Annotated in this window: 27 protein-coding genes; 6 read left to right on the top strand and 21 right to left on the bottom strand. The window is 60.7% G+C overall.

Annotated features, from left to right (window positions below):
- Nucleotides 1-2 precede the first annotated feature (2 nt).
- The 7 genes from GV035_RS27265 to GV035_RS27235 form a co-directional block, all read right to left on the bottom strand.
- On the bottom strand, nt 3-182 hold the full coding sequence (locus GV035_RS27265; RefSeq protein ID WP_159838941.1) for a hypothetical protein: 180 nt from the start codon (nt 180-182) through the stop codon (nt 3-5).
- Between the two features lie 88 nt (nt 183-270).
- Complete coding sequence (locus GV035_RS27260) at nt 271-2,592, bottom strand: SMC family ATPase (RefSeq protein ID WP_159838939.1); 2,322 nt, start codon at nt 2,590-2,592, stop codon at nt 271-273.
- On the bottom strand, nt 2,580-3,128 hold the full coding sequence (locus GV035_RS27255) for a hypothetical protein (RefSeq protein ID WP_159838937.1): 549 nt from the start codon (nt 3,126-3,128) through the stop codon (nt 2,580-2,582). Before GV035_RS27255 ends, GV035_RS27260 begins: the two co-directional genes overlap by 13 nt.
- A gap of 239 nt (nt 3,129-3,367) precedes the next feature.
- Nucleotides 3,368-4,762 (bottom strand): metallophosphoesterase family protein, encoded by a 1,395-nt coding sequence (locus GV035_RS27250; RefSeq protein WP_159838935.1) that lies wholly within the window; start codon nt 4,760-4,762, stop codon nt 3,368-3,370.
- Nucleotides 4,763-4,842: 80 nt separating this feature from the next.
- Entirely contained in the window at nt 4,843-5,325 is a 483-nt protein-coding gene (locus GV035_RS27245) for an NADAR family protein (protein WP_159838934.1), read from the bottom strand.
- Nucleotides 5,326-5,491: 166 nt separating this feature from the next.
- Entirely contained in the window at nt 5,492-6,820 is a 1,329-nt protein-coding gene (locus tag GV035_RS27240; RefSeq protein ID WP_159838932.1) for a recombination directionality factor, read from the bottom strand.
- Nucleotides 6,817-7,083 (bottom strand): DUF7696 family protein, encoded by a 267-nt coding sequence (locus GV035_RS27235; RefSeq protein WP_159839035.1) that lies wholly within the window; start codon nt 7,081-7,083, stop codon nt 6,817-6,819. Before GV035_RS27235 ends, GV035_RS27240 begins: the two co-directional genes overlap by 4 nt.
- Before the next feature lie 676 nt (nt 7,084-7,759).
- Here GV035_RS27235 and GV035_RS27230 point away from each other — a divergent pair.
- From GV035_RS27230 to GV035_RS27215, 4 genes are all read left to right on the top strand, one after another.
- On the top strand, nt 7,760-8,359 hold the full coding sequence (locus GV035_RS27230; protein WP_061162958.1) for a hypothetical protein: 600 nt from the start codon (nt 7,760-7,762) through the stop codon (nt 8,357-8,359).
- 86 nt (nt 8,360-8,445) lie between these two features.
- Nucleotides 8,446-9,276 (top strand): hypothetical protein, encoded by an 831-nt coding sequence (locus tag GV035_RS27225; RefSeq protein WP_159838930.1) that lies wholly within the window; start codon nt 8,446-8,448, stop codon nt 9,274-9,276.
- A gap of 12 nt (nt 9,277-9,288) precedes the next feature.
- Nucleotides 9,289-9,741, top strand: a complete 453-nt coding sequence (locus tag GV035_RS27220; RefSeq protein ID WP_159838928.1) for a bactofilin family protein — start codon at nt 9,289-9,291, stop codon at nt 9,739-9,741.
- Between the two features lie 58 nt (nt 9,742-9,799).
- Nucleotides 9,800-10,009: a hypothetical protein gene (locus GV035_RS27215; protein WP_159838926.1), complete on the top strand. Its 210-nt coding sequence runs from the start codon at nt 9,800-9,802 to the stop codon at nt 10,007-10,009.
- Between the two features lie 766 nt (nt 10,010-10,775).
- Here the strand turns inward: GV035_RS27215 and GV035_RS27210 are convergent.
- The 13 genes from GV035_RS27210 to GV035_RS27150 form a co-directional block, all read right to left on the bottom strand.
- Nucleotides 10,776-12,500 (bottom strand): ATP-dependent helicase, encoded by a 1,725-nt coding sequence (locus GV035_RS27210; protein ID WP_159838924.1) that lies wholly within the window; start codon nt 12,498-12,500, stop codon nt 10,776-10,778.
- A 10-nt stretch (nt 12,501-12,510) separates the two neighbouring features.
- A complete protein-coding gene (locus GV035_RS27205) occupies nt 12,511-13,347 on the bottom strand; it encodes an ATPase (RefSeq protein WP_159838922.1) in 837 nt (278 codons plus the stop codon).
- Nucleotides 13,348-13,631: 284 nt separating this feature from the next.
- Nucleotides 13,632-14,246, bottom strand: a complete 615-nt coding sequence (locus GV035_RS27200) for a DUF4400 domain-containing protein (protein ID WP_159838920.1) — start codon at nt 14,244-14,246, stop codon at nt 13,632-13,634.
- Nucleotides 14,239-14,493 (bottom strand): hypothetical protein, encoded by a 255-nt coding sequence (locus tag GV035_RS27195; protein ID WP_236572880.1) that lies wholly within the window; start codon nt 14,491-14,493, stop codon nt 14,239-14,241. Before GV035_RS27195 ends, GV035_RS27200 begins: the two co-directional genes overlap by 8 nt.
- Nucleotides 14,450-14,968 carry a hypothetical protein gene (locus GV035_RS27190; RefSeq protein WP_159838918.1) on the bottom strand — a complete coding sequence of 173 codons (519 nt, stop codon included), beginning with the start codon at nt 14,966-14,968 and terminating at the stop codon, nt 14,450-14,452. Before GV035_RS27190 ends, GV035_RS27195 begins: the two co-directional genes overlap by 44 nt.
- Before the next feature lie 10 nt (nt 14,969-14,978).
- A complete protein-coding gene (gene traD, locus GV035_RS27185; RefSeq protein WP_159838916.1) occupies nt 14,979-16,850 on the bottom strand; it encodes a conjugative transfer system coupling protein TraD in 1,872 nt (623 codons plus the stop codon).
- Nucleotides 16,847-18,205, bottom strand: coding sequence for a TraI domain-containing protein (locus GV035_RS27180; protein ID WP_159838914.1), 1,359 nt, complete (start codon nt 18,203-18,205; stop codon nt 16,847-16,849). The genes traD and GV035_RS27180 overlap by 4 nt, the downstream gene beginning before the upstream one ends.
- Nucleotides 18,202-19,167, bottom strand: coding sequence for a type IV secretion system protein (locus GV035_RS27175; protein WP_236572879.1), 966 nt, complete (start codon nt 19,165-19,167; stop codon nt 18,202-18,204). Before GV035_RS27175 ends, GV035_RS27180 begins: the two co-directional genes overlap by 4 nt.
- A gap of 56 nt (nt 19,168-19,223) precedes the next feature.
- Complete coding sequence (locus GV035_RS27170) at nt 19,224-20,057, bottom strand: type VI secretion protein (protein ID WP_236572878.1); 834 nt, start codon at nt 20,055-20,057, stop codon at nt 19,224-19,226.
- Entirely contained in the window at nt 20,015-22,477 is a 2,463-nt protein-coding gene (locus GV035_RS27165) for a VirB4 family type IV secretion system protein (RefSeq protein WP_159838910.1), read from the bottom strand. Before GV035_RS27165 ends, GV035_RS27170 begins: the two co-directional genes overlap by 43 nt.
- The gene (locus GV035_RS27160; protein WP_053572942.1) at nt 22,471-22,734 is read right to left on the bottom strand and encodes a conjugal transfer protein; all 264 of its coding nucleotides are present in this window, start codon (nt 22,732-22,734) and stop codon (nt 22,471-22,473) included. Before GV035_RS27160 ends, GV035_RS27165 begins: the two co-directional genes overlap by 7 nt.
- A 46-nt stretch (nt 22,735-22,780) precedes the next feature.
- Nucleotides 22,781-23,134: a conjugal transfer protein TrbC gene (locus tag GV035_RS27155; RefSeq protein ID WP_159838908.1), complete on the bottom strand. Its 354-nt coding sequence runs from the start codon at nt 23,132-23,134 to the stop codon at nt 22,781-22,783.
- Nucleotides 23,135-23,146: 12 nt separating this feature from the next.
- Nucleotides 23,147-24,196, bottom strand: coding sequence for a CpaF family protein (locus GV035_RS27150; RefSeq protein ID WP_159838906.1), 1,050 nt, complete (start codon nt 24,194-24,196; stop codon nt 23,147-23,149).
- Between the two features lie 368 nt (nt 24,197-24,564).
- Here GV035_RS27150 and GV035_RS27145 point away from each other — a divergent pair, with 368 nt between their 5' ends.
- Together GV035_RS27145 and GV035_RS27140 are read left to right on the top strand one after the other, a co-directional pair.
- On the top strand, nt 24,565-25,032 hold the full coding sequence (locus tag GV035_RS27145) for a zinc-finger-containing protein (protein WP_159838904.1): 468 nt from the start codon (nt 24,565-24,567) through the stop codon (nt 25,030-25,032).
- Between the two features lie 26 nt (nt 25,033-25,058).
- A complete protein-coding gene (locus tag GV035_RS27140) occupies nt 25,059-25,526 on the top strand; it encodes a hypothetical protein (protein WP_159838902.1) in 468 nt (155 codons plus the stop codon).
- A gap of 78 nt (nt 25,527-25,604) precedes the next feature.
- Here the strand turns inward: GV035_RS27140 and GV035_RS27135 are convergent, their stop codons facing one another.
- Complete coding sequence (locus GV035_RS27135) at nt 25,605-26,921, bottom strand: vWA domain-containing protein (protein ID WP_159838900.1); 1,317 nt, start codon at nt 26,919-26,921, stop codon at nt 25,605-25,607.
- Nucleotide 26,922: the final 1 nt, after the last annotated feature.

Here is a 26,922-nt window from a genome sequence, read left to right as displayed (position 1 = left end):
TGTCAGATGCGACGCAGACGGCCGTTATCGAAGGCGGACGCGCGGCGCAAGTACCACGGGCGCGGCGGCTGCGACTGGGCAGTAGCCGGTGCAGCTTGCTGCGCGGGAGGCTCGTGACGCACCGCGTTCGAGTGAGACGGATTGCCGGCTGCCGCTAGCAGCAGCATCAAAAGGTTTGCCATAGTGGAAGCGCCGAAGGGCGCGAGAAAATGAAAGAGGAACGAAAAGCGCCCCTTGTGGGGGCGACTCCCCACAAGGGTTAATAGAAGATCAGGCGGCAAGCGCCTGTACGTCGATGACTGCGTCGGCCTCAGCGACAAGGTCGGGCGTTTGAGAGATGAAGAACTCCCGTTGATACCCGCCTTGGCGCAACACCTCGCGCTTCATTCGCATGAACTGCACTTTGCGCTCGGGATCGAGCGGGCCGTCTGACTCGTCGCTGAACAAGGTCTGATACGGCTGACCGGTGTTCTGCGCGAGATAGAGCGCGATGCCCCGCGTGAGGCACTCGTTAATCCACACCTTCTGACCGCCGGACATGACGGAGACCGACTTGCTGCTGTCGGACTCGGCGTCGTGAACAAGGATCTCGAAGCCCTCACGCAGTTCACCGCTTGCGAGCGTGCGCTGCGTGCGGATCTCCACGGTGAAGCGCATCCCGTAGCACGCGAGCAATAGCTCGTTGACGGTGTGCGTCAGCGCCGGGCCCGCGTCATCGATGGTCAACGCGATCACGCCGTCGTTGCCCAAGCCCTTAGCCAGCAGCTTCCACCGCGCGATTTCATCGGAGAGGCGATCGGCACGCGACTCTGTGGCCGAGAACTTCTCCAACCCCAGCGCCAGGGCTTCCGCTTCGGCCTGCAACACACTCTGCGCGCGGATCGATTGCTCGATCCGACCATCCAATGCAGCGACGGTCTCGCGGTTCTCCGCGATGTCGCGATCGAGCTTCGCAATCGCTGCGGTAACGTCGACCGAAGCGAGTCGCCCGACCTCCTCGGTAATGCGGGCAAGCTCCGCTTCCATACGCGTCTTCTCAGACTGGTACTTGGCGGTACGCGCGGCACTTTCCTCGGCGATCGAACGCAACTCAGCTTGCGCGGCTTCAAGTCCCGACACGGCTGCATCGAGCAATGGCTTAGTGGCGGCAAGCTCTGCCGCCGCCTGCAAGGCGCGGCGCAGCTGCGCAGCCGCATCAGTGATGGCGAGCATCTCAACACGCTTCGCCGCCAATTCAGCGGGCACCAGTGCCAAGGCTTCGGCCTGCGCTTTCTTCTCGCGATACTCCGCGCGAAGATTCGCCACCGAAACACGCTGCACCTCCGCTTGCTCTTTCGCTTGAAAGGCTTGCGCGAGCAGCGGACATTGCGCATGCATCGAATGACCGACGCACGGCACCTGCTCCGTCACGGCTGCCTGCTTGTTCAGCGTCTCGAAGTGCGCGGCTTTCGTCGTGCCCTGGTTCATCAAGCTGGTAAGCGTTGCATCGAGCGTCGTCAACGTCGCGCGTTTGACCTCTAAATCGGCAATGTCGCGCTGCAGGGGAGCAAACCTCGCTTCCTCGCGCGCAATCGCCAACTCCGCATCCTCGCGCTTCGCCGCCGCACCGAGGATCGCCTCCCGGCGAGCCAGCGTTGCTTGGTGCGTGGCCACGCTTCGACTCAGCACGGAAACGCGCTGCTGGCAACGAACCGCCGCTACTTGCTCGTCGTCGGCCGCGCTTTTGAGGGCACGCCCCAACTCGTTGCGGCGCACGCCCAACTCTCGCAGGCGCGCTTCGGTCGTGGCCGATTCGCTCTGCTTGGCCGCAAGCGTCGCCCGCTCTTGAGTCAGCTTGCTCGCATAATCAAGCGCGGCATCGCGTTGCTCCCGAGCGGCACGCAGGGTGTTGCCCTGCGCGACGATCGACTGCTCAGCGTCGGCTTTACGTTGCCGCTTTCCGGCGAGCGCGCCAAGCTCAGACTGGATGCCTTCGAGCGACTTGCCGAGCACCTTCGCGACCTCACCGGCTTTCGCCGACAATGCCTTCAGGTGGTCGATGCCAAGGAGTTCGGCCAGCAGCGTCTTGATCTCGCCCGCACCGTAGGACGCGAGCGGCCGCCGGTTCTGAGCCGAGAACACGCTCGTGAAGAACGTTTCCAACGAACCGTTGATCGCCTCGACGCAGCGGTTATACGACTCCGCCTTGCCGTCCGACACCGTTCCGTCAGGCAGCGACACCGGGCGCCACGTACCGTCGACGCCACGATAGGCAAGGTAGTACTCCGCCTTGCCTGTCTTGCCGGGCTTGCGAAACGTGAAGGACGAGCGATAGCGGATGCCGTCGTGCTCCCATTCGAGTTCCTTCAACGCACTGGTGCCACAGATGTGATCCCAGTACGAGAACGCGTCGACCGACAGCTTCGACGCACGCGACGGCATGATCGGATAGGGATGCAGGTTGTCCATAAGCGTGGTCTTGCCCGCCCCGTTAGGGCCGGTCAAGGCGATCAGGCCATCCGGCAACGCCTCCAAATCCAGCGTGACGCTGTCGCGTTTCATGCCATCGCGCACGCCAACGAAGCCTTCCAGTGTCAGTTTCAGAGGCCGCATGACAGGTCCTCCGACACAGTCATCGAAGCCGACATCGCTGCCATCTGCGAATAGAACGCGTCGTCATCCTCGTTGGGAAGCGGCTCGTTCATCACGACGGTCGGCACAGACTGCGCCGCCGCTTTGGGCGCTTGAAGCGTTCCGTCTAGTGCGGCCGCCACGTTGTCGCAGACTCTGCTGAACTCGCGACGCGCGTTCGTCAAAAGCTCGGACCAACCGCTATGCCCGGTGAGGCTACGGATCTCGGCAGGCGACCACTGGCTTGCATACCCTTCCTGATACGACCACAGAAGGTGCTGCATTTCAACGGTCGGCGTAACGGCGATCTCGCAAGCGCCGGGGGTCGTAGCGACCAGCAACAGCGTCTGACCGAACTGCGCCAGTACTGCGCCGCGGTACTGGCCGAACGGCTGATGCTGGATCGCAGCGGTAAAGCCGGCCAGATCGACCAACGACTTTTGAAGATCACGCGATGAGCAGTCGCCCAACGCAAAGGTGCGAACCCAGTTCGGGCCAGCGGGATAAAGACCAAACATGATGCACTCCGTTATGGTGGGCGGAATGCGGCCCCGGTAGGGATCGCTCCCCGCCAGGGTGAAAGAAGAAATGAACTGCTAGAGAAAGGTCCTGCCACTACGAATCGATGCGTCAAAGACGCGGTGAAACCTCTGTTTCGATAGCGACGTTGATAGTCGGCTATCGGAACACGGCTTGCGTGTTCAAGCAAAGGAGCCGTACTGGCCTCCCCTGCATGCGCGGCTACCTCATTTGCTAATTAAGCCGCAAACAAATCATCGTTGAGCCACGAAAGCTGATCTGCCGAAGCCGACTCGACGATTTCCACCGTCGCATCTGGCATGGGCAGTGCATCGTCGCAAACATCGCCATCCGGAGCTACGTGGGCCGTCACCGGCGCAGGCTCGGATATGCTCGACAATGCGTCAGCGTCGCTCAGTCGCGCCAGCACGCCAGCGGCGATTGCCTCCGCGCCCCCCGTTTCCAGCAACTGCAGCCGGTCAAGCAAGGGCGCCGGATCAACATCAGCGTGCTCGCACCACCGCTCGAGCTTTCGGTCAATCGAGGTTTCGAGGCTGATGCCTTGAGCGCGTGACCGGACGACGGGAAGAATGCGAGCTTCGAGCTTCAGCTCGGCCGCGTTGCCGAACAGCGCCGCGATCGCGTCGCGGTCCACTGACTGTTTGTGCTCTTCGTCGACCTGCCAACGAATTCGCACGAACTTGTCGGTCGCATCGAGCGCGATTGCCGTCAGACGTTGCATGTCGGGCGGTCCGTCAAAGTCGACGCAGATGGTCTGCCGGGACGGCGTCACGACCAGATCGGCTTGCGCGCTTCCCACCTCGACATTCCACATGAGAAAGCCCTTGTCGCCTTCCTCACCGTAGTGGAATCGCCCGATCGAACCGGGATACGCCACAACGCGCCCCGCTCGCTCCCACTGCTGCGCTTTATGGATGTGCCCAAGCATGAAGGCATCGCATTCGGCCTCGAACAGACTACCAAGCGAAAACTCATGATCGAACCCCGCCATCATCACGCCGTGCTCGGTCGTACAACCGTTAACGGTGCCGTGAGAAACCCCGACAGTCCGGATGCCTGCGGCACGAAGCTGCTGGTTGACGCGCCCTGCTGCGGCGAGATAGTCGCATAGCACGGCTTCAAGACCCGTCCCGGCTTCCTTGGCACCAACAGCGACCGCCAGCGCCCCCTTATTGACCGTGGGCAGACACGTGAACACGACATCAGCGCCGATTGCCAGAACCTCGCGCAGCTCGTCGTCCGAGAACACCGGGCCGTCCGAGGGGTAGAACCGCCCCTCGTGAAAGGTCACCTGCTGCACGCGTTCCGCGACATAGATCTGATGCGTCGTTGCCATCAGTTCGAAGTTGCGTAGCGTGCCCGGAGGCTCATGGGAGAACGTGCCTTGCAGCATCAAAACCGGCATGCTGCCGCTGAGACCGTTGATGCGGCGTGCGAGGCGGTTCAACGACGGCGCGTGTGCGTCGAGACGATGGTCCGTCGCATCACCCGAGATGACTGCCACGTCGGCATGGGCGAGCACCGCATGGTCGATGCCGAAACCGAAGCATCGGTCCGACTCCTCGATGTTGCCCGGCGCGTAGTGCAGGTCAGAAAAATGCGCGATCTTCAAATCGCCTCCTATAAATGAAAAAGGCCACCCGAAGGTAGCCAATATTTGCCGATGCGCCGCTGGGGCGCGCTAGAAAGGGATTACGTAGACAGCGTGTCGCGGACTTTCATCAGTGCCTTGCCCAAAAGGTTCTGGCCACGCCACTTCGATTTGTCCGTGATGTCTGGATGATGCTCACCGAGACCCACGCCCCATATCGTGTCGTAAGGACTTGCTTCGACCAGCTCAGTCGGCGCCGTCGCAAGCAACAGCGTTCGCAGACCCGGATGCTGCGCGAACTTCTCGCGGCATCCGACGTACACGATCGACTCGCGCTTGGCCTTCCATGTATCGAGGTCAAAGCCTTTGACCTTGCGGCCAAGGGCTTTTTGTTCCTTTGGCAGATGCGTGGCTAGCACAGCCTGAGCGATGTCTCCGTCGCCAAACAGCTTGGCTTTGGAGAACATCATGAACTGCTCAACACTGACGAAATCGACGTCGTGATACGAAAAGCGGCACGGATGCCAGTTGCTAAAAGCGTCCTCCGCGCCGAAGAACAGCGTGAAGTTGCCGACTCTACGCATCGGAATCTCCTTCGCGTGAACAAGTAGATGGGCCGCCGAAGCGGACGAATTCGATGCGCAGGAGCAGCGCGGTCGAAAACATTTGAGCAAGCGGTTCTTGCTGAAATGCTCTCATGCGCGAGCGTAGAAGAAACAATGCCAGCCCCCGAAGGGGGACTGGCCAAGGTTAGACGTAAGCAGCTTGTGCAATCGCGTCCTGAATTTCGACGTCAAGCGAGGCGGGATCATCGAGCGCGTTCTTCAGACGTGCATTCATCGCGTCGACATCAGCGATGCGTTCGATCCAGCCGCGACCGTACGTCTGGTGCGCGTATTTGCGAAAGCCGTTCTGTCGCTCAGGCTGACTTAGGCCCAGACGATGCAGCAGGTCGGACATACGGTGACGCTTGTCTTCCAGCGTCTCATCGGGGTCGGGGGAGTCGTCGTCATGACCAGCTACGCCGTCGATGCCCGATGGCTCTCCATCGCCTGCCGGTTCAGCCCCGGATTGCTCCTGCTCAGGCTGACGGACCGGATCGCCAGTCGACTGTACCGTCCCGTCTGACTCCAACAGCGCCACCGCACGACTGGCAGCATCGAGCGCCGGTTGAGCCTCGTCCGCGCCGTCCAACAGCGCGCCCAGGTCGATATCGGCATCGAGCACCGTCAACATCTGCTTCTGACGCACGGCCTGGCCGTTGTCGTCAATCCGCGTGATATCGAACTCTTTCTTCGACAGCCAGAAGCGCGTGCCGGTAAGCCTGCCCCGCGCCAACGCCACGGTCTGCATCGCAGAATACGCTTTCTGCAGCACGTAGATGGAGTTGGTCGGGAGCTCGATCAGCCCAAGTCCCTTCACGTCCGGAACTGCAAACAAGAAGTTTGCGGTCAGGTTGCACTTGCGGTCCTGATACTGCGGACAGACGTGGGGATCACAGACGCCATCGGGAATGTCGTCGTCTTGCCGGTGAACGACCAGTCGCCCACCGAAGGATCGTCGCGCCCGCTGTGCGCGTGCGTTACGCTCGACCGGCGCGTACGTTTTGCAATAACGCTTGCCGTCGCGGTCGTACTCGGAGAAGTACTGTCGCCCGGTGGTCGTGTACGCGGCCATCTGATTCGGCACATTGCGCAGCCAGTCGTCGAACGCAAACATGATCGGGAAGCGGTATAGCCGCAATCCGTGACCGCGATCTTCGCCATACAGCCGGAGGATCTCGTCGGCCGTGTCCGGATTGGAGAAATCCGAGCGTCTGCAAACGAAGTAGTCGACGTTGCGCGGAATGAGCGCGTTGCGCAGCTTCAGCGACGTTTCGAGCACCTTGCCGATGGCTTCGAACGACTCGCCCGCGGCCACCATGTCGTTATAGAGCTTGACCGCTCTTTCGTTGGCTTGGTGCGCCCGCGTGAGCACTTTGATACCGGGTCGGATCTTGCCGATCGTGGGCGGGCGAATAGCTCGTTCTTCAACGAGACTACGCGGCGCGTGATCGAACATCTGAACTACTGCATTCATGACGGTTTCCTCGCGAGAAAGAAGATGGCGTTGGTTCGCAGTGATTCGGCCTGAGATTGCATCTCTCGGGCTGCCGCACTGCCGCGACGTGCGCTGATATGGGAAATGAAGACAGAGCGCTCTGCGTCGCTGAACATCGCGATTCGAGCCACTTCGCACCGCTGACGCCAAACGGGGGACGTTGTGTCCGCCTCCTCGCGCTCGGTATTGATTTGATGCGTGATGGCCTCGGCGATACGCTGATTGAGGCGGTCGGGCAACAGCATGGAACAGCACCTCCGTTGAGAAATGTCCGGCCGCAGGAAGCGACAGACGAAAAAAAAGCCCGCTCCGGTGAGGGAGCGAGCTTCTTGAAATCGATATAGAGACCTACGCGCCACGTCCCTTCCGGGGACGTGGCGTGCAGGGAGCGGCCGGCAAAGCCGGTGTCGCTCAGTCAGAGAACGTAAAGTCGTTCTCGCGCAGCATGGTCACGCCGCGCAACAGCCCTTTTCGGAATTACTTCCGCCGCAGGAATCACGGATCAGCCAACTTCGATCGTTCTACCCAGATCAGGCTCTGGAGAGAGAACACCCGAAAACCCGGGTTCGAACGATGTACCGGCGCAAATGAATGCAGCAAAGGGTACGAGTATCACGGCTGAAATTGGGGAGTGTGTAGCGAGCACACTCAGCACAAGGAAGATTCCCACACCGGTAGCTATCCGGTCGGCGCATGCCAACGCATGAGGCGGGCACGACTTGCAGAAAAAAGATGGACTCCGGGCTTGGAGTCGAGGTCGATGCGTCGGTGACGCGGGGAATGGAGTTAAGTATCCGGGTTAATGACGTACGCGTGCGCTCGAAAGCTCACGAAATTCATATAGCTTTCGCCCGTTCGACTCTTGCCTAATCAATGAAAATTATATGTGAGCGAGAACACATACATCCCGAAAATCCCATGGCCGTTATTGACCTAGAAGCGCCTGACGAAGACCCTAAGCAAACCGCTGCGCTCGGCAACGAGAGCGCTGCGCAGAGCGGGCTGCGTCCGTTGAATCGACTGACGAACGACAGTCGTCTCGCTCGCATCAACGGCGACACGCTGGCAAAAACGGAACTGCCGTACTACTCATTGTTCGCGCGTGAATTCCTGCGCGCCGACTTCAACTTCGCCGCCGCGAAGATGACCGTTGCGCGCGGAGGCAAGCTCATCGCGATCGAGTCAGAGTTTCGAACTGCCGAGGCGTTCATGAAGAAGGCGCTCGCATGGGCAGGTAAGTTTCCAGGTCGACGTGCACCGACTCCGCCCGAGATGGTCACGCTTGAAATTAAGCACGCCATGTCCGGTCGTCTTGTGCGACTCCTCTCGATGTATGACCAGCTTTTCCTCAAGACGATGGAAGCGCTGATGGCGAGAACCATGACGGCTCAAGTGCGCCAATCCGCACTGGAGGCTGCCGAGGCACGCATCAATCAAATCCCTTTCTTGTGCATGCCGGACAACGACCGCTTCGCGCCAGAAGGTGTGCTGCTTCCAGACTCGGATCGTACTCACTGACATCCGATAAGAACGGCCCTGCGCTTCGCGTTTGCCACGCGGTGGGCCTGGACTTGCTCGACCTAACAACGACGGGAGGACCCCGCATGGACTTACGCGAAATTCAACGACTGCATGCGCAGTTCGCACCTGACTCGATGATCATCGATCTGCCGCGGCAGATCGCTGCGCTCCCAGCGCCGGCCGACCTAACGGCAGACGCCAAGACACCCACGCTTAGACTGCGGCTTCCGAAGGCGGTGCCGGTCGCTCGCCGAAGCGTCGTCGCAGTCGCTATCGCCGCTGTCGTGGCTATGGCGGTTATGGGAGCCGCGTCGTTGTACAAATCGGTGGGCGCGCCGTCCGCGCACGAAGTAAAGAACACCGCCGCGCAGCCGAAATCCGACGGCAGCGAACGGCCAACAACGGAAGGACCGGCAGTAGCCCCGGCGACGCGCCCGATCGACGCAGAGCCGCCTCATCCGGTAGCGCTCGCTCCGATGCTGACGGGAAAAGACGTTGCTGCGGCTTCCCCTATCGGTCTGACGGCTGACCAGTTCAAGAATTCGCTGGGTACAACGAGCGGCCCAGCAGCGAGCGCAGCAAGCACGGCCGCCATCAAGGCCGTTCCTCCTGTCTCAACCGATGTGCAACGCGCGGCTGCCTCGCCTATTCATCAAGCGCGTCGCGAGGCAGAGGTGGCTACCCAGGCTTCCACTCAACCCGTGGCGTCAGTGCCGCCCGCGCAAGCGGTGGCGCAGCCTGCCGCCGACGAACAAGCGTCGCAACAACACGCGGCACCGGCCCGTACGCACAGCTACCGTCATCGCTCGCATTCGCGCGATGAGCAGGTAAGCGATGGCGACACGGGGTCGGCTGCAAGCAAGAAGTCAGCGCCTGCGAACCGCGGCGGGGCGAACGAAGTACAAATGTTTTAAGGAATCGACACCATGAAAACCGAACTCAATATCACGCTTATTGCGCGCGGCTGCGCGATCTCCGGCGACATGGTCGTGGATCACGGCATTTCGTTCTTCGGCCTGCTCGACGGCGGCATCATCTCGACACAGGGTCTGCTGCACATCGGGGAAGGCGGGCTTGTAAAGGGCTCCGCGCAGGGCGAGCACGTTCGCATTGACGGGCGCGTCGACGGCGATGTGCACGCTCGGGGCTCGCTGGAAATCAACGGCCAAGTCTCGGGCGACATCTTCTACTCCGGCACGATCCGCCTTGGGCCGCGTGCGTCTTTGAACGGCACGCTCAAGCGCGTTGCCAGAATGCTGACGATCGAGGCCGATTCCACGCCGGACGAAGGGCCTATCGCCGGTCCCCGCCTGGACGACGTGAAAGGCCACGAACGCGCGGAATCAAATGTGACAGAGCTCCCCCGCGCAATGGCCTGAGTCTCTATAAGCCCCATGATTTGCCGATAACGGGTCAAAGTCTCTAAGAACCCCGACCATGAAACCGATCGACCCGATCTTCGATTTCCCCACCGTGACGTGGGACGCGGCAGCGCAAGAAGCCGCGTTCGAAGGCCATTGCTTCTGCATGCTCGACACCGGGCGGCTTGTGAACGGTCAGGCAATGACGCTGGGCACTCCGCACTGGAACCGCCCGGCGTACAAGTCGGTCGTGACGTACAAACTGGCTATGCGTCAGAAACCTTAGGGTTTGACTGAATCCTCGTCTCCCGCACGCTCGACCGATACCTATTGCTGCCGGTTCCAAGCGGGCTTATTTTTCTACGTTAATATGGACGTCATGGGTTCACGTGCCGATCAGAAACGGCTCCATGCCTTGCAAGGTTGCCGACTGAAGCCACCATGCCCGATGCCGCACCAAACCCGGAAAGCAAGTTTCTGAATACGTTGCGCAAAGAAAGCAAGCGCGTCTCCATTTTCTGGCTAACGGCATAAAGCTGACGGGCGTCATTCAGTCCAACGTCCGTACACGGTCTACCTTATCGCAGGGGCCGGCTCTCAAGTAATCTTCAAACACGCTATTTCGACGGTCAGCGAAGACCAGGGTCGCCCTCCCAGTTCTGAGCGTCAGACTCGCCCCGAGGGACGCGCCCGCTTTGACCGACGGTTGCCGCGAGCAGGGACGGCAGCCACCTAATGCAGACAATCGCCTCTCTGGCGCTGGCAACCGACTTGTCAAACTTGTCCGCGCCGACGGCGATACGCCGCAAACACAATCTGCCAAAGTTTCGACAACCTCGCCGCAGCAGTGGTGGAGGGACGCTATCCGGATAGCGTCCCACTGCGGTTGGGTATTCCTCTAGCGCATTGAATTGAATAAGAAAAACCCGTTCTTTGGATGGTGCCGAATATTTACACCCCCCTTAATCGGCACGCTTTTCGTATTATGAAGTCCGATCAAGGCTCACTTCGCGCGTGAATTGTTGGCAGCAAGCGTGACCGCAGATGCGAAGTTAGGCCGCGATAGCGCTCTGATTGAGCTGCGCCTCAACGACAAATCGCGACGCAAAGTTTTTCGACGTCCCCGAGATCATCAACGATTCGCGAGCGCGCGTCATGGCGACATAGAACAGCCGCCGTTCTTCTGGCTCGGTCGATTTGGGGTCTGGGACGATCGTCTCCTCGCTCCGGGCGATCCAGACGTGATCCCATTCCAGCCCTTTAGAGCTGTGCATTGTCGTGAGAATGAGAGCGCCCGGCGTCGGCTCGTTATTGTCTTGGCGCAGGAAGAGCAGCCGTTCAGCAAAACTGCCGGACAAGCGTGACAGGACGTCGTTCGTCGCCTGGATTGCGCGGATTGCCGAATCCTTTTTCGCGTACTTCAGCATCCACTCCGCGACTCCCGAGAGCGTCAGCGAATAGAACTTGCGATCGCATAGGCTTCGCCACTCAGCGAGCCGCTTCATAAATTCGCGATAGTTCGTCGCCACGTCTTCGGGCAGCCCGAGTTCCACCAACTCAGCCCGGCCCTTCTGCGTCAGTTCCACCCCCATATCCGCGTGAAGGGCGCGTAGCTGCTGGGCGGTCAGCCCAAGGTGCGCGAGGACTGCATCAAGGCCCGTGTCTTTAATGCGCTCGACGACTTGGAGCAGATTGCACATCAGCGCGCCCTCCGGGCGGCTGAGGACCGAGGCGCCCGATGCGCGGTAATACTTGATGCCATGTGAGCGGCAGACCGACTCGAGCGGGTCCAGGATGCGGTTGGTGCGCGCGAGAATCGCGCATGACTGCCCTTTCGCCAGCAGCGGACCGAGCACCTCAACCGCGACGTTCGCTTCCTCGTATTCGTCTGGATGGCGGGACGTTTGCACCGTGCCGCCTACGCCCTTCTCTGCGCGCAGCACCTTGGCAATGCGGTCGGCGTTGTTGCGGATTACGCGGTCAGCCGCGCCCAGGATCTCCGCGCGGCACCGGTAGTTGCTGCCGAGCACAACCGGTTTTGCGCTGAAGGACTGGATGAACGACTCCATGCCTCGGTATCCAAGCGCCTCGCGGAACGCGTAGATGCTCTGGTCGTCGTCGCCCACGACCGTCACGATCGAACCGGCCTTCGCATGAAGCTCGATCCACCGGTACTGCAGCGGGTCGGTATCCTGAAACTCGTCAACGAGGAGATAGGTGAACGCGTATGGGGCAATGGTGCCTTGCTCCATCCCCTCCACAGCGAGGCGCAGCATGTCCTGAAAATCAATCTTGCCGTTACGCGCAAGCGCGTCCTGATAGGCGTGATAGAGCTCGCCGTCGGCAGTGTCCGGATCGCACCGCCCAAAATTGGTCTTGATCTTCTCGATCGTTGGAATGACGTCTTCTGCCTTCCCGTCGCGCCCGAGTTCCTGCATCACGCGGATGAGGAGGCCAAGCCGGTCGCCATCGGAGGCGATATCAAGCGCCCGCGCGCCGGGGCGTTTCAGTTGCTTGAAAGCGAGGGAATGGAAGGTACCGGCGATCAAGCGCTTCTTCGCCGACTCGCCGGCGGCAGCCAGGATGCGCTCGCGCAATTCCAGCGCGGCGTCCTTCGAGAAAGTGACCGCGCCGACCGTCGCGGCGCTGTCTTGTAGCAGCAGGGCCGCTTTCGTGGCGATGGTTTTCGTCTTGCCTGCGCCCGGACAGGCGATCGCCACGCAATGCTGGCGCAACTGGGCGACTTCCCGTTGCTGGGGATTGAGTTCGTCCAGCATCGCGCCCTCCTTAGTTGCCGCGGACCGTCGTCATCAGCTTCAGGTGCGTCATGTACCCGCGAATGCCAAGCGGGTTAAAGCGTTTGAGGAAGTTGACGGCTTCGTCGTCCACGTCGGACTGATCGCGAATGCCGTTCCACACCATGAAGTCGAAGTGATCCATCGCCCGGTCGAACTTCATGATGACGCCCAGCACGCGCATCGAAAAGCGCGAATACGCTTCGACTTCGATGTCCATCGCGGGCATCGGGATCGTCGGCTCGAACACGAATTCCTTGTTGGCCCGAAGCTCCGCTTCCTTTTGCTGGCGGAAGCCTTCGGCCACGCGCAGTTGCTCGTCAACGTAGCTCTCGATACCCCCGAGCAGCTTTTCGAGCGCGCTGTTGACCACGTCCTTGTCGTTTTCGCCGAAGGTCGAGCGGCCGAAACGCTGCATGTTGATGCTCATGCGGTTGATGTACGGCCACCACTGCTCGAACAGCGGCTTCAGGCGCGTATGGTTCAGACGCACGCGGGCGGTCACGACTGCGGCACCGGAAAGCTGGCGGTCAAGCAACTGACGACCGATTTCACGGCGGCGCTTGATGATTGAGATACGCTCAGCGGCAGGCAGATCGCGGAACAGCTTGCGCGTCTTGGCGACTTCCGCCCGCTTCATGTCGGCGTCGTCGGTGGAAATCACGCCTTCCTTCTGGAGGCGGTCCGCATCGGCCTCCATCTGCGTCAACTCGCGCTCAAGCTCGCCGTCGTCCGCGCCGTCGGTCGTAAGCGGCGCCTCGGCCGTACCTTGTTCAAGTGCGTTCAGCGCGACCTTCTCTTCACTGCCGGGTTCCACAACCGTGCTCATTCGCCGTTTCTCCTGTCTGGACCGCATCGGTCCCGTTTCATCGTTGGGGATCAGGCAAGCAAAGCGCGTTGCCCATATTCAACATTGTTGCGGCGGTGGCAGCGTGCGAAAGCTCGAAACGGTGGCTATTTATTGCGCCTTTCACCGAATTATCGGCGCGCTCTAGGTTGGAAGCGAAGACGAAGGCGGAAAAAACAAAGGCAACGCTACCCGGATAGCGTTGCCTAAGGGGAATAGAGCAATTTTTTTTGTCGAACTGCTAACGAGTCGCGCGACCTTTTTCCCTATCTCGACGACTGGAAGGACTCGGCAGCTTTCCAGAGGAGGCCTCCGAGGAGCGCAGCGACGGCGACCCAGTAGCCAACCAGGACCGGCAACGGAACCACCAGCACCGCGAACAGCGTTCCAGTGACAAGCAGCAGTCCATGGCCCGCCAGATGGAAAGACAAGGGACTCACAAAGCCCGCAGCCGACGCTTTGATCTTCCTGCGCGCCGCACCGTCGATGAACATGCCGACGGCGAAAAGAAGTGTTCCAACGATCCACATCTTCATCACCATCGCACGGAAGAGCATGCGGTACACCAGCAGCCAGAAATTCTCGGTCCAGGTATGGGCGAACGATGAGAACCCGCCGTCGTCCAAGCCGCCTACCTTTCCCGAGGCATTTAGCGTTCGGTGCAGCAGCCCGCTATCGACAAACGCACGGCGGAACTCGTCGTTGGCACTGCGCATCGCGCGGTCGACCCGGTCCTGCCCGACTGACTCAACGAGAGAGTGTGTTTCCGCTTCCGGCACCTCGAATAGCTTACGCGCCGGGATCGCCGGCATGACCGCGATGGCTAGCACCGGCACGAGCAGAAACCACACCTTGATGTGCGAACCGAACCGGCTAGCCATGTAGCACCTTGACTAGCATGAGGGCGGGCACCGCGACGATAGCCATCAGTCCGCCCCAAAACAGCGCCGGGCGGAATTCCGCAATCGTCGCCAACGCGTAGCACCGTGCGCCCGCTCCGTAAGTAAATTCCTCGGGCACGGCCGCGTTGACGTCGCCGTCGAAGGCGGCGGCAGTGTCGCGCGCCCGCTGAGCCGTGCGCGGCTCAACTCCCGACAGCTTCGCTATGATCGTAACGGTGAGCGACATCGTATTCCTCGAAGTAACGGCGGAAGGCTTCTCCTTGAAGCACGCGTGCGGCGAGCTGAAACGCGGCGGTGCGCTCAGTGATCTCGTCCGGGCAACGCTCATCGACCATCTCGAACTGGTACTCGATGTGGCGCGCTTCGAACGCGGGAATTGCCTCAACCATCGGGCACCACACCGACACTTTGTCGCCAAACCGCGCGACAAGCCGGCGAGCGTATAAAGCTTTCGATGGCTCGAATAGACCTTGCATGAACGCGATATGCTGGTCGCCGGTGCGCTTCGCGCGCCGGAAGCCATCGAGCGCGGACTCGATCATCTCCGCGGCCAGCGGCCCTTTGTTTCCCATAAACCGCTCCCCAATGAAGTCGGCCACCCGCGAGCACGCGAGCTCCAGCTCCGGTGCGACATTGAAGACCGCAACCAGCCTGTGCGAGAGCTTGTGATCACGAATGATATTTTTATATGCAGCGGACATAACTTGTGTTTTAGCCTTCGATGATAGGAATTCGACCCTGATACACGGCACCGCCAGAGATGCGCATGAAGTACTGCAGATTCGGCAAACTGTGAAGCAGCTTCACGGGAATGAGCGGCACCTTCTCCAGCTGAATGGACCGGGACTGCGAGCCACTAAATTCGAGCGCATGCGCCTCGGTCGTCGTATTGGTGCTGTTTGACACGTTCACCACGCGGATTGCAGTCTCTCCGACCTTGTCCGAGAACCACTTTGCCGTATCCGAGTCCTCTAGTCTAAGCACCACCTGATTGTTGAGGTTACCCAAAACCTGCAGCATTTTCGCTGCGTTTCCGAGTTTCGCTTCGAGGTCGGCACGCGCCTGGAATGCGACGAACGCCTTGAACCCCGCCCCGCGTCCCTTGTTCAGGATTTGAATAACCTGCTCGTTGATGGCCTCGGCGATCTCGTCGATGATCAGCACGACGTCGGGCTTTTCTGCGTAGAAGTTATAGATCGCACCGCAGACGGCCGCAACGTCCGACAGCGCCATCGAAGCAATCGCTTTTTGCACGATGTTGTTCGAGAGCGAGTCGAGCCCCATGTACAAAACCGCCTTCTGCTTGATGATCTTGTCGATGTCCCAAATTTCGCGCTCGTCCTCGAAGTCATCCGCCTTAGGCGCGAGCATCAGCCCGGTTTCGCCTGTCGCGAGCATTTGAAGCAGCGGCAACGCCGACGCGATGATTTTCATGTAGTGCTCGCGGTCGTGGGTGTGCGTGGCGATCAATCCATCGATCGTCTCGTGTCCTCGGTCGTGAGCGGCAAAGCGGTCGAGATACAGCTTGACCATCCCGTCAATCAACGAAACGTCGTTGCGGCGCTGCGCGTCTTTTACCGTCGCGGTGACGGTCAGTTCTTCCCAATCAGTCAGGCCGTTCTCGATAAAGAATCGTCGCAGCCCGCGGTCGAGCAAATTGCCTATGCCTGACTGTGCGTATTTGAGAATCGATCGCAGGTTGGGCTTGTCGCCGACGTACAGCTCACCTTTCACCGCGCGGTCGATGAAGAGAAACGCGAAGTCACGGAACTGACCTTCTTCCATCAACTGCGCGATGCGCGACGGAATTTCCGACGGCTGCGACCAGTTCTCGAGCGGGTTCAGGCGGATCGACTCATGCGGCTTCGCCTGATTGAAGTACAGGAACTTGCGCCCGGTGCGCGCGCATTCCTTCTCCACGCGTTTTTTCCACTCGTCATCGTTCTTGGGGTCGACGATGATCAGGACGTCCTTCGGGTTGTGGATCACCTGCGTGGAGATGACTTCGTAGGTGCGGGTCTTTCCTGCGCCAGTCGTGCCCGCCACCAGCGTGTGTCCGCCCATCGCCTTATAGTGAAACGGCACCTCGACCTTCTTCTGCTCCATACCGTGGATCCAGGACGATCCCTGCGGCATGCGATCGCGAATGCTGTCGCGCGGACCGAATAGCCGCTCGATGCGCTCCTCCACGGTCCGGCCTATCTCGGTTTTCGGCAGCCACTTCGGCAACGACGGAATGTCGGTTACGGGCATCCGGAGGATCTCGTGCGCAATCTGGGTATGCTTCTGCGTCCACTCGTAGCCGATGCCGAGGTACATCGAGTCCGCTCTTTTTCGCATCGCATTCTGCGTGGCGAGGAGCTTTTCGATGCGAATCTTGCTCAGCCATTTCGTTGAGATGGCCATGCGGAAGCTCAGTGCCTTCCATATCTGGAGTGCACGGATTGCGAGCAGCGCCGCACCGACTAGCGCAAATGCCCATCCGTATGGCATTCCAGAGATCAGAATGCCAACGATGACGATGGGCCAAACGAGAAACGGACGAAACTCGTAGATCGGACGGAAGTGATTGACGTAGTTCATGCCGCGGGTCTCTCCACGATGAGACGGCCGGCGCGCTCGACAATGCAGATGTCATTGCCGTGTGCGCGCATGAGCAAGCTGCGCTTCTTGAGTTGTTCAACGAGGGTATCGCTCGTGATGCCGTATCCGCCGACGAGCCGCTTCTTGACGGCCAGCCCCTTTTCTTCCCACGTCACTTCCGCCTTTCCCATCGCCACGTCGCCCGCAAGGGCTTTGAAGAACTCTTTTAGCATTGCAGAGCCCGATCCCAGGAGTTCCGTCAATTCTTCGTCAGACGGCCCGACCCTGTTTGCATTGGACCTCGTTGGACGCGCTGCGGCAGGGTCGACCGGCGCGGGACGCAGCGTAGACGCGCTCGGGCCGGTCGAGGGGTCAGCCGCAGCCGCACCGGCGGCTTGTGCTTCGCTGCGCTCCAACGCATCGAGCAACGACTGAGAGAACTTCGGCGCGGGGGCGCTCGCCTGCTCGGATGCGGCCGTTGCTCCAACAACGGCAGACTGCGGTTCCGAAGTAGTTGCCGGCGGTACTGATGCGGTCGTTTCCGTCGACTGTCCTGGGTTCACGGACAGATCCCCACCGGCCGGGGCGGGCGTCGCCACGAACTGCGGCTCAAGCGCGAGCGCAACGTGCACGGCCGAGGGAACGTCATACTTCACCGGCGCGAACACGGCGCGTTGCGCCTTGCGCTCAAAATCAACCGCAACGTCCATGGCCTGCCGCACCACCTTGTGGACGAGGGGTTCGAACCCTTGCGGGCTGCGCTCGGGATTGATCGCGTTAAAGAGGTCGTCAAGCACCGCTGTGTCGAACCCTGAGAGCAGCTCGGGCGTGATGACGGTCTGGGCAAACATGGCCGTGCGCATGCGCTCATTCTTCAGTGGCGTCGCACGCCGCTCAACGGCGAACCGACCGTTTCCGATCCACGTGCCGAACGCCCCGTTCGCCGCCGGATTCCACTTGGCGCGGTCCGAAAGCCGCACCATCTCGAAGTGACGAAACGGCTCGTCAAGCAGCGAGCATGCGGCGGCCAGAAACACGGCGTAGTTGCATTGCGGCTCCAGCCGCCGACGCTTTTCTGACGTGAGGTCAGCCGCGAACTTCTGCCCGCCCGCGAGCCGCATCGCATAGAACGTCGATTCGATCGTCGCACGGAATGCACCGCCCGGCTCACAGTGCAGTTCGGGCGTCAGCGGCATGGAAGAAAACCAGGTCGCGCAGCGACGTAGCACCGCGAGCCACTTGCGCGCGAACTCGGTTTCGGTACTCTCGTTCGCGCACTGTCGAACAAGCTCAATGCGCTTCAAGTGCGTCGCGAATAGGTCCTCGGCAGGGATAGCTTGGTGAGCGGCGGTCATGGAATGAAGCCCTTCGCCAGCTTCAGCGCCGCAGTGCCGGTTGCGCTTGCGCCGCCACCGAAGATCGTCGCAAGCTTCGGAATCTCGAGCGACAACAACAGGATGAATATCGCCAAATTAAAGACGTACATCGCGTTCACCGTTGTCGCCCCACCAACGCCGGACGCCTTCGACACCGCGTCGCCGATCGACGATCCAACAAGTTTCATCAGGATCGCGACGACGACGACATACATGCCGGCGCTGATCATCCAGTCCAGCCACTTAACGAAGTAATTGCGGGTGTAGGACGAAAAACCGAGAGCGATTGCGATGGGTCCAAGCACAATGCCTATGGCCGACTGGATTTGCCCAACAGCCGAGTAGTAGATGAACACGATCGCCGCCAAGCACATAAGGAAGGCAGCGAGCAACATGACCATCGCATCAGACAAGACTGCGGGGAAGTTCCAGAGGCTAATCGACTTGAGCTTCTCCTTTAGGCCGTCGAAGATGACGCCCGCCAAATGCGCCATTTGACCGCCCGTCGACGAGTCCGAAGCACCGCTGATATGAGCCGCCAGTTGCTGGAACCATGTCCAGAACCCGCTCGCGCTCGTCGTGTAGCCGAGATAGAGGGCTACGAAGATGCCAAGGACAGCGACCTCCTCGAACAAGTTGACCCAAGCTGAGATGGGGTGATGGGTGCCGGCAAATCGAATACCGAGGAGCACCAGTGAGATAACGCCCAAGCCCCATGCGAACTTGTTCGCCTCGTCCATCACGTTCGAGCTCGCAGTGATCGCGTTGGGTATCAAATTGCCTACTAGCGAATCGACCTGCATGACGGCCGTCTGCGCTCCCTTCCCAAAGTCGCCGTCCGGACTGGCAAGGAGAGCCGCCGAGCCAGCGGCAGTCGCAGAACTCGCCGACGCATTAGCCGCTTGCGCAAGCGCTACGGTCGGGAAGATCGCAGTGGCCACGATGGTTGCCAAGAATAGGACAACGATCCGCAGCGTGGCTATGCAAGAACGCGCCATCACTGCCCCAATACTTTTGACGACCCGATTTGCGCGTCGAATGCAGCGCGCTGCTGGTCTTGCTTTGCCTTAATGGCAGCTTGCGTCGCATTGTTGGCCTGCTGGTCCGCAACCGTCGCCGAATCCTTCACCGCATCACTCCGCTGCTTGGATGCCATCATCGTAATAAGGTCGCTGTTCTGACTGGAGATGATGTCCAGCATGTGCGTGGTCAATTGAGCAGTCGCTTGCATCGTCGGCGACATATTCAGTTGGTCCTGAATCTCCTGCCGGCGCTTGGCGAGCGTGCTGACGTGCGAGATGACGTCGTTGCCCTGCTGGAAGAGTTGCTTGGCCGTCTTGTCGTTGTTTTGCAGTAGCGTGTTCTGGTCCGTGAACCACTGGTCTGCCGACTTGCCTGACTGCGTGATGAGCGCCTGAACCTTGCTCGCGTACTCCGCGTTGCTTTGCAGCCCGCCGTACAAGTCCTTCAAGGCGTCGGTGTACTTGCTCAGGCCCGAAATATCGTCCTTGATGCTGTTGAATTGCGCAAGCATCGCGGCAGGATTCAGGTTTGTCGCCTGCTTCAACTGGTTGAGCATCATCTGGTACTGATAGACGAGGTTTGAATCCTGATAAACCTCACCCTTCACGGCGGCCGCGGCGGTCATCGTGTTCTGAATGAAGTTTGACGCGTCGAACACCGGCATGTTCGCGTTGGCGTGTTGCACGAATGCCAGCGTCATAACGCTGGTGGCTGCGACGAAGCGGAGCAGTTTTTTCATCATGGCGATACCTTTATCTAATGCGTTCAAGCGTTGACGAGCACGTCGCGCACGTAGTCGTCCCGCCATTGCGGGCTTCCTGACTTGACGTGCTTGTCGAGGAGCGCCTGCGCGCGACCGTCCGAGCGCAGGTAGGCAAGTGCTTCCTTCGGGAACTGCGCCTGCAGCATCCGGCTCTGCTTGGCCGTCACCCACAGGTAGTCGCGGTTGGGCACCGCGTCGGAAATCATCTTGATCTGGTGCTGCGTCAGACCGAACACGTCGCTGTACAGCCCTTGGTTGTTGATCGCGTCGCTGTTCGGCAGGTAGATAATGTTCGGGATGTTCTCTTTCAGAATCTCGAAGTTCGGCACACGGGCCAACTGGCCGAGCGACTGCGTGGCCATCAGCAGCGCCGCGTTGAGCTTCCGGATCGTCACCGCCCAGATTTCGAGGCGCGCGTAGAACTTCGGGTAGGTGAAGAAGAAACCTGCCTCTTCGATCTCGATCACCGTGTAGCGCTTGCCGTCGAGGATCTGCGCGATCCGGTAGAACGCGTAGTCCATGAACAAGGCAGCGGCGACCGGGAAGTTCTGGAACAGGTCGCCCATCTCGATCGACAGATCGTCCGAGATTGCGAAGCCGTCTTCAGCGTGGTCGAAGAACTTGCCGTTCTTGTTCCCCTCGGTCCAGACTTGAAGGCGCTCGCGCAGATCGGCCGGCAGCAGCGTGATCAGTCCCGAAAGACGCCACTTCTCGGGCGGAAAGCCGAGCGCCAACGTCCGGATGCGCTCGTAAATCTCCGTCTGCTGCTGCGGCGTGCAGGTGTAGTCCTCCCCCTCGATGGCGAGCTGCACCCAGTCCGCGACGTAAGACCAGTGCTTCTCTTCGCCGATGAGCGAGAGCGGATTGACCGAGGTTGCGGCCTCGAAACGTCCCGTCGCATCGATAAACCGGCCACCAGCGAGCAACGTGGGAATACGCGTCGAGCGGTCCTTGTCGAAACGGATGCGCCGCGCGCCGTGGCGCCCGGTCTGCGTCATCAGGTAGTTCAGGAACACCGACTTACCCGCACCGATTGGGCCGACGACCAGCGTGTGCGCCTTGCCGCCCGGATGATGCAGGTCGAAATACTGGAGCGTGCGATGGCGGGTAGGCAGGCACGTGAGCGGACCAGTTTTGGTCCCGGACTGCTGCGTGAGCCACTCGTTGACCTTCGATCCCTCACCCACGCTGCAAAGCGGCGCGATGTCGGACACGGCGGGCGTCTCAACGAACTGCAGGCGCTTTTGTTGATCCCAGCGGCCAGGCAGCGTCGCGCTCCAAGAAGCGAACAGGTTCGTCTTTTCCAAGATCACGCCAAAGCCCGCGTTGCCGATGACGCCGACCACCTGACGCGTCGCGTCCTCGCACTCCTCGGGTGTACTCCCATAGACGACTACCGAAATGTTGGCGAAGCCGTACTGCTGACCTTCAGCGTCGAGCTTCGCGAGCGCGTCGCCCGCCTCCTTCGCCAGAATCTCACGGCCTTCGTCGTTCTTTTGCTCTTCCTTCGTTGCCCACTGCTTGAGGATCGCCACGGGGTTGAAGGCCGCGACCTTATAAAAGCCGCGAATCTTTTTGATGTACGCGCTCGCCCGCGACGTGTCGAGGAAACGGAACATGACGCAGACGTCTAGTTCCGCATCGACCTGCGAGAGGACGTCGAGAGCCGCTTCCTGGAAGCCCATCCATTCCTTGATGCCGATGATCCGCGCGTACACCTTGCCATGCGCCGATTCGAACATCAGTTCGGTGGCGCCGATCGTGACTTCAGTCTCAGTCAAATGCGTGTCCAGCATCGTGACCGGGTAGCGCACGCGGCGCTTTGGCGTCGACGGATTAGCTCTCTGATGCAGGAAAGACAGCGCATTCTGAAGCTGCAGCCGCTTCATCTTCAGGCGCGTAACGCCGCCGACGAATCCGTCGATTACCGACTCGAAGCGCTTGATCTCGTTCTGAATCTTGGTGAGGTCGAACGCAAAGGCGCTGCGCGCGAGAATCGTGTCTTTCGCCGCTTCGAACATGGCGACGGCCAGATTCTTGCCGCCGACCGTCATGTGATAGCTGATCTTGTCGAAAATCCGCGAGATGCCGGTCTCGGGCGTGAACGCCAGCGCGAGCGAATGCGAGTTCTTGAAGAACTTGCCGCTGCCGATGATGGCTTGATTGATCGCGTCGACGCGCGCATCGGCTTCGGACGCGAAGTTGCCGTCGATCCCACCGCGCACGCGCCGGTGCGACATGCGCCACCACGCGGTCACGCGATGGTCAAAGTTGCGGCAAGCGTGGTCGAGGTTGTCCCGGGCGGCCGTAATGTCGCCGGGATTTGGCGAATCCGCGTCGATGCCTTCGAACTCGAACACAGTCAGCAGCGACCCGTCCTTGTTGAGCACCAGTTCGGGCGTGACCATCGTCGCCCATGGCGCGATCTCCTGTACCGCCCGCTTGGTGAACGTCATTTTCAGCATGGAAGGTCCTGATCAAAGCCATACGGCCGCTTGAAGCGCGCGCTAAAACGGCTGCTCGGCCCCGGCTCATAGACGTCCGGGTAGCGGTTGTACACCAGCATCACGATTCGCCACCACGGGTCAGTCGAGCTTTTCCAGCGCAAGAACACATGCACCACCACCCCGACAAGGAGAAATCCCGGTGTCCAGCTCGTGTAGGTGAGCAGCGCCGTCATCGTCCCGTTGAAAATGGCGAGCCCCCGGTCTGCCCCGCCCATTTGGCGCGGCAATGACAGGCCTCGACTAACCTTGTGCTGGCGCATATCAGCAGGCGTTGGCCATGTGGAAGTGGCTCTGCATGATCGGCACGGCGACCGACGCAATACCGAGGCCGACCAGCACCACCGAGAAGGTCTTGGCGATATTGCTTTCCGAGTTCGCCACCGCGACGCCGCCGAGCGTGATGAGCACGATGCCGATGCCGTACAGGTACGGGCCGCTGATCAGGTTGCTGATCGTACAGATGATGTCGGTCAGGCCCGTCAGGTTGGAAAAATCGCCCGCTGCCATTGCGGCAACTGACACGACGCTCAGAAGTGCGCCGACCAGCATGGACTTGCCCGGACGCAGACGTTTTGCCGCCGTCGCAGCTCTGTTGAGTACCTTCTTGCCCTTCATTTGATGCTCCCGTTAAAAAACGCGTTGTAGGTCGTAATCGTTGTTTTTGAATCCCCGTATTTCGAGGATTTCGGAGACGTGCCGCATCTCGCCAGTGCGCTTGAAGTGCACAACGTAGTTGAAACAGTCAGCGATGTTTTTGCGCATGTCTTCGAGTTCCCACCGAGATCCGGCCGGGATGCCGAGCATGGCGAGCGATTCAAGGCGGCTGAGCGCCGTGCGCGCGTTGTTCGCGTGGATCGATGCAAGACCGCCGTCGTGGCCAGTGTTGAGTGCCTGAAGCAGGTCATAGGCTTCGCCGCCTCGGACTTCGCCAACGATGATCCGGTCGGGGCGAAAGCGGAGACATAGCGCAACGAGCAGTTGCGTCGTCACGTTGGTATCTGCGTTTGAGAGCAACCGCACGCGATTAGGCACGTGCAGCTTCAGTTCCATCGTGTCCTCGATGGAAATCACCCGTTGGTCGGACGGGATTTGCTCAATCAGCGCGTTCAGGAACGTCGTCTTGCCTGCCGACGTGCCGCCGGCGACGAGCACGTTTTTGCGCGACTGTACGAGCGCGACGAGCGCCCGCATAAGCGCCTCATCCTCGATGCCTTCCTCGAATTGGATTGCCTCGGCGAATTCCGGCCGAGCATTCGCGGCCGAGAACGCGCCCATGCTCACGTAATCAGAGAGCGTCAGCTTCGACTCGCGGTGCTTCCGGATGCTCAGCGCATGGCCGTCGATCGACGTCGGGCTCATCACCGCCGCGATACGCAGGTTTTGATGACCCGCGTTGATGATGCCTTTGTCGCTTCCCGCCTTCGCCGACTTCTCAACAGAAGAGGCGAGCGAGTGAATCGCGCCTTCGAGCTGTTCCGGGCGCAGGTCGATGTTCTCGCGAGTCATCACGCCACGACGCTCCACCCAGACGTTGCGGTAATCGTTAATCATGATTTCCGCGAGGTCGGGCGATTCCAGCAGCTCGCGCAGCGGCGAAAGCGCATGGAAGAACATGCGCACGGCTTCCGCTTCGAGCGGGCGCAGCTTCAGGAGTGGATTGTCGGCAGACTCAGACATGCGATGCTTTGTGGGCTATCTAACATGTCGGCTATTGTTGGCGTTGGCAAACGCGCGCAGGCTTCGAAAGAGGCGTCAAATTGAGCAGCTTTCTCGGCGAACGCGGCGATATCTTCGGGACCGTTACGGAACAGACCGGGCGATTCGTTCGCTGAGGTAGCCGACCAACGCTATCCGGATAGCGTCCCACTGCGTTGGGTCATTTGCCTAAGCCGCTGAACTTTAAGGAAAAGCCGACCGCCGGGAACCGTGCCGGATATTTACATCCCCCCTATTCGGCACGCTTATTACATTATGAAACGCAGTGCCCGACTGGCGTTGCTTAACCGGCTTGCTATATTCAACGTTTCCGCCCGGAGTTCTCGGCGATGCGCGTCGGAAAACCAGTCAAGCCCTTTCCCCATCCCAACTGCGACTACTGCGACGCGCCGGCAACGCTTGTGCACGCCGGTGACGACGCTTACCCTTACCGCGACGATCACGGCCCGCTGTGGCTTTGCGCGGACTGCCAGGCCTGGGTCGGCGTGTTTCCGCGCAGCACCCGCCACGTACCGCTCGGCCGTCTCGCCGACGCCCGCCTGCGCGAACTGAAGGCGAAGCTCCACGAGGCGCTTGAGCCGCTGGTCGCGGCGAAGGTCCGCCGTGACGGCTGCAATGTATTCGAGGCACGCGCAAAAGCAATGAAATGGCTCACCGGCGAGATCAGCGCGGATGTGGAGAAGTGCTCGATCCATACGCTCGACGCGGATCAATGCGAGCGCGCAATCGCTGTTGTCGACCGTTTTCAGCGCGCGCGCACCGTTAGCCCTTCAGAACCGGCGTGGGAAGATCGTTAACACGGGCAGTCAATCAAACGTTTGCTATGTCTCGCACCCTTCCGTTCCAACGCTCCGCTCAAGCGGCTCGTGCGCGCCTGACCAAGGCGCAATTGCTCCCGATCCCGCGTGCCGTCGCCGATGACCTCGCGCTTCGTGCCCACCTGTCGTTGGAAGCGATCCGCGGTGCCTGCGACCACATCGGCCCCGCGCAACACATCACCGAAGTCGTGTTGCTCGGCAAGTTTCTCAGCGAGGCGGGCCACGGCGAGTTTTCGCACGAATCGCTGCTGGCGGCCGACAGGGCCATGGCTCAAGTGTCCGAAGGCGGCAGGCGGACCGGAACGTGGAGTGTCGCCTCCGACGCTGCGTTTGCGCTGCTGACTGCGATCGTCAGCATGTACGATCGTCAACTCCATAGCGCGACGCTCGGCGCGCTAACCACCGCAAGCGACCGTCTGGAAAGGTTCAAAGGCGGCGAGGCTTACCAGCCGCTGCAGAAACGCCGCGCCTGAAACTCGCGCGCAGTCGAAAAAAAAGCCCGGCAATGCCGGGCTTTCATTCCTCAGGGAATGCTCGGCCAAAGCCGGGGACTAGCAGATCACCTCCATCGTTCCGCCGAACGGCGCTTTGCGGGCCCGTGTCAAAGGCGTGGTCGACGCCCACAACACTGGGTAATGCGGCGCGACCGTTGGGAAGCGTCCCACCATATCTGTCAGATAGACCAGAAAGGCGGGGTTCATGCCGTCTTGCGCGACACGGTTGAACGGGTCGACGAACGCCGTCCCGCCCCCACCGCGCACAGGCTTGATCTCGGGCGAGTCGCCTCGCTCGAAGATCTGCACCTGCGTGACGCGCGTGTCGCAGTCCATCACGACTAGCCGCGCGGGCTTCAACGAGTGGAAAACCGCGAGGATCTCCGCGTCAAACTGCGCCTGCGTCTCGTCGAACACCGAGCCGCTGGAGTCACGCACGAAGACTGCGTCGCCGATCGCCGGTGTGTGCAGCGCGGGCAGATAAAACCCGAGGTGCAGATACCGGCGGTTAGGCGTCGCGAAGCTGTAGTCCGACGGCGACGACTGCTGCGCGAAGCGATGCAGCACCGCACGCCAGTCCACCACAGGCCAAACGGCTTCACCAGCCATGGCCCGCAGATCGCCGGGGAGCTTGCCGCGCATCGCCGCCGCTTTCGCTGCTTGCGTGACGGCAACCTTCCACTCGGCTTCCTTCACCGGCTTGTCCGGCCCTTTGTAGGGTCGCACTTCGCCGAAAGATCCTGGCTTCGCTGGCTGGTCGGCGGGCGACTGTCCAGGCGCGGTGCCGTTCTGGCCACCGGGCTTCGGAGCTTGGCCGCCGTTCGGCTGCTGCTGGTCTGGCTGACCCGGCTGCGGCTGATCTTGCGGACCCGGCTGCGGCTGCTGCGGCTGTTGGTTCTGCGGCTGTTGCTGATGCTGCTGCGGCGGCTGTTGTTGCTTTTGCTTGGCCTCCTGCATCAGCAAACCGTAGATCTCCTCGGCCGACTTGCCCGTATAGCGCGCATCGACGAGCGCGCCTTTTGGCAGCACCATGCCCGACGACAGCACGATCGGGTTGATCGCGTAGTCACAGGCATCGTTCCATCGGTCGGGATCGCGCGCGCCCTGACGCCAGCAGTGGCCATTCGCCACGTGCAGCACCTCGTGCGCAACAACGCCGCGCACCTCGAGGTCACTGAGCGACTCCATGTACGTCGGGTTGTAGCCCAGCGTCTCGCCGTCGACCCAGAAAGTCTTAGCCGACGGATCCTCGCGAACGTTCAATCGGAGCGCGAGCGCTCCGAAGAACGGTTGCGAGAGCACGAGCTCGGTGCGCTGCCGGGCAATGCGCGGATGGACCGCGCTACTGCCCAGCACAACATCGGTGCGGTCCATG

The sequence above is a fragment of the Burkholderia sp. 8Y genome, from assembly GCF_902506145.1.
Lineage (GTDB): Bacteria > Pseudomonadota > Gammaproteobacteria > Burkholderiales > Burkholderiaceae > Caballeronia.
Note: the sequence above shows the minus strand (reverse complement) of the source record. Positions and strands in the feature narration are given on the sequence as shown.

Bases quoted from the DNA above. Each gene is read 5' to 3' on its own strand.
- GV035_RS27265 (WP_159838941.1), bottom strand. From the start codon at position 182: ATGGCAAACCTTTTGATGCTGCTGCTAGCGGCAGCCGGCAATCCGTCT.
- GV035_RS27260 (WP_159838939.1), bottom strand. From the start codon at position 2,592: ATGCGGCCTCTGAAACTGACACTGGAAGGCTTCGTTGGCGTGCGCGAT.
- GV035_RS27255 (WP_159838937.1), bottom strand. From the start codon at position 3,128: ATGTTTGGTCTTTATCCCGCTGGCCCGAACTGGGTTCGCACCTTTGCG.
- GV035_RS27245 (WP_159838934.1), bottom strand. From the start codon at position 5,325: ATGCGTAGAGTCGGCAACTTCACGCTGTTCTTCGGCGCGGAGGACGCT.
- GV035_RS27240 (WP_159838932.1), bottom strand. From the start codon at position 6,820: ATGAATGCAGTAGTTCAGATGTTCGATCACGCGCCGCGTAGTCTCGTT.
- GV035_RS27230 (WP_061162958.1), top strand. From the start codon at position 7,760: ATGGCCGTTATTGACCTAGAAGCGCCTGACGAAGACCCTAAGCAAACC.
- GV035_RS27225 (WP_159838930.1), top strand. From the start codon at position 8,446: ATGGACTTACGCGAAATTCAACGACTGCATGCGCAGTTCGCACCTGAC.
- GV035_RS27220 (WP_159838928.1), top strand. From the start codon at position 9,289: ATGAAAACCGAACTCAATATCACGCTTATTGCGCGCGGCTGCGCGATC.
- GV035_RS27215 (WP_159838926.1), top strand. From the start codon at position 9,800: ATGAAACCGATCGACCCGATCTTCGATTTCCCCACCGTGACGTGGGAC.
- GV035_RS27210 (WP_159838924.1), bottom strand. From the start codon at position 12,500: ATGCTGGACGAACTCAATCCCCAGCAACGGGAAGTCGCCCAGTTGCGC.
- GV035_RS27205 (WP_159838922.1), bottom strand. From the start codon at position 13,347: ATGAGCACGGTTGTGGAACCCGGCAGTGAAGAGAAGGTCGCGCTGAAC.
- GV035_RS27200 (WP_159838920.1), bottom strand. From the start codon at position 14,246: ATGGCTAGCCGGTTCGGTTCGCACATCAAGGTGTGGTTTCTGCTCGTG.
- GV035_RS27195 (WP_236572880.1), bottom strand. From the start codon at position 14,493: ATGTCGCTCACCGTTACGATCATAGCGAAGCTGTCGGGAGTTGAGCCG.
- GV035_RS27190 (WP_159838918.1), bottom strand. From the start codon at position 14,968: ATGTCCGCTGCATATAAAAATATCATTCGTGATCACAAGCTCTCGCAC.
- traD (WP_159838916.1), bottom strand. From the start codon at position 16,850: ATGAACTACGTCAATCACTTCCGTCCGATCTACGAGTTTCGTCCGTTT.
- GV035_RS27180 (WP_159838914.1), bottom strand. From the start codon at position 18,205: ATGACCGCCGCTCACCAAGCTATCCCTGCCGAGGACCTATTCGCGACG.
- GV035_RS27170 (WP_236572878.1), bottom strand. From the start codon at position 20,057: ATGGCGGGACGACTACGTGCGCGACGTGCTCGTCAACGCTTGAACGCA.
- GV035_RS27165 (WP_159838910.1), bottom strand. From the start codon at position 22,477: ATGCTGAAAATGACGTTCACCAAGCGGGCGGTACAGGAGATCGCGCCA.
- GV035_RS27160 (WP_053572942.1), bottom strand. From the start codon at position 22,734: ATGGGCGGGGCAGACCGGGGGCTCGCCATTTTCAACGGGACGATGACG.
- GV035_RS27155 (WP_159838908.1), bottom strand. From the start codon at position 23,134: ATGAAGGGCAAGAAGGTACTCAACAGAGCTGCGACGGCGGCAAAACGT.
- GV035_RS27150 (WP_159838906.1), bottom strand. From the start codon at position 24,196: ATGTCTGAGTCTGCCGACAATCCACTCCTGAAGCTGCGCCCGCTCGAA.
- GV035_RS27145 (WP_159838904.1), top strand. From the start codon at position 24,565: ATGCGCGTCGGAAAACCAGTCAAGCCCTTTCCCCATCCCAACTGCGAC.
- GV035_RS27140 (WP_159838902.1), top strand. From the start codon at position 25,059: ATGTCTCGCACCCTTCCGTTCCAACGCTCCGCTCAAGCGGCTCGTGCG.
- GV035_RS27135 (WP_159838900.1), bottom strand. From the start codon at position 26,921: ATGGACCGCACCGATGTTGTGCTGGGCAGTAGCGCGGTCCATCCGCGC.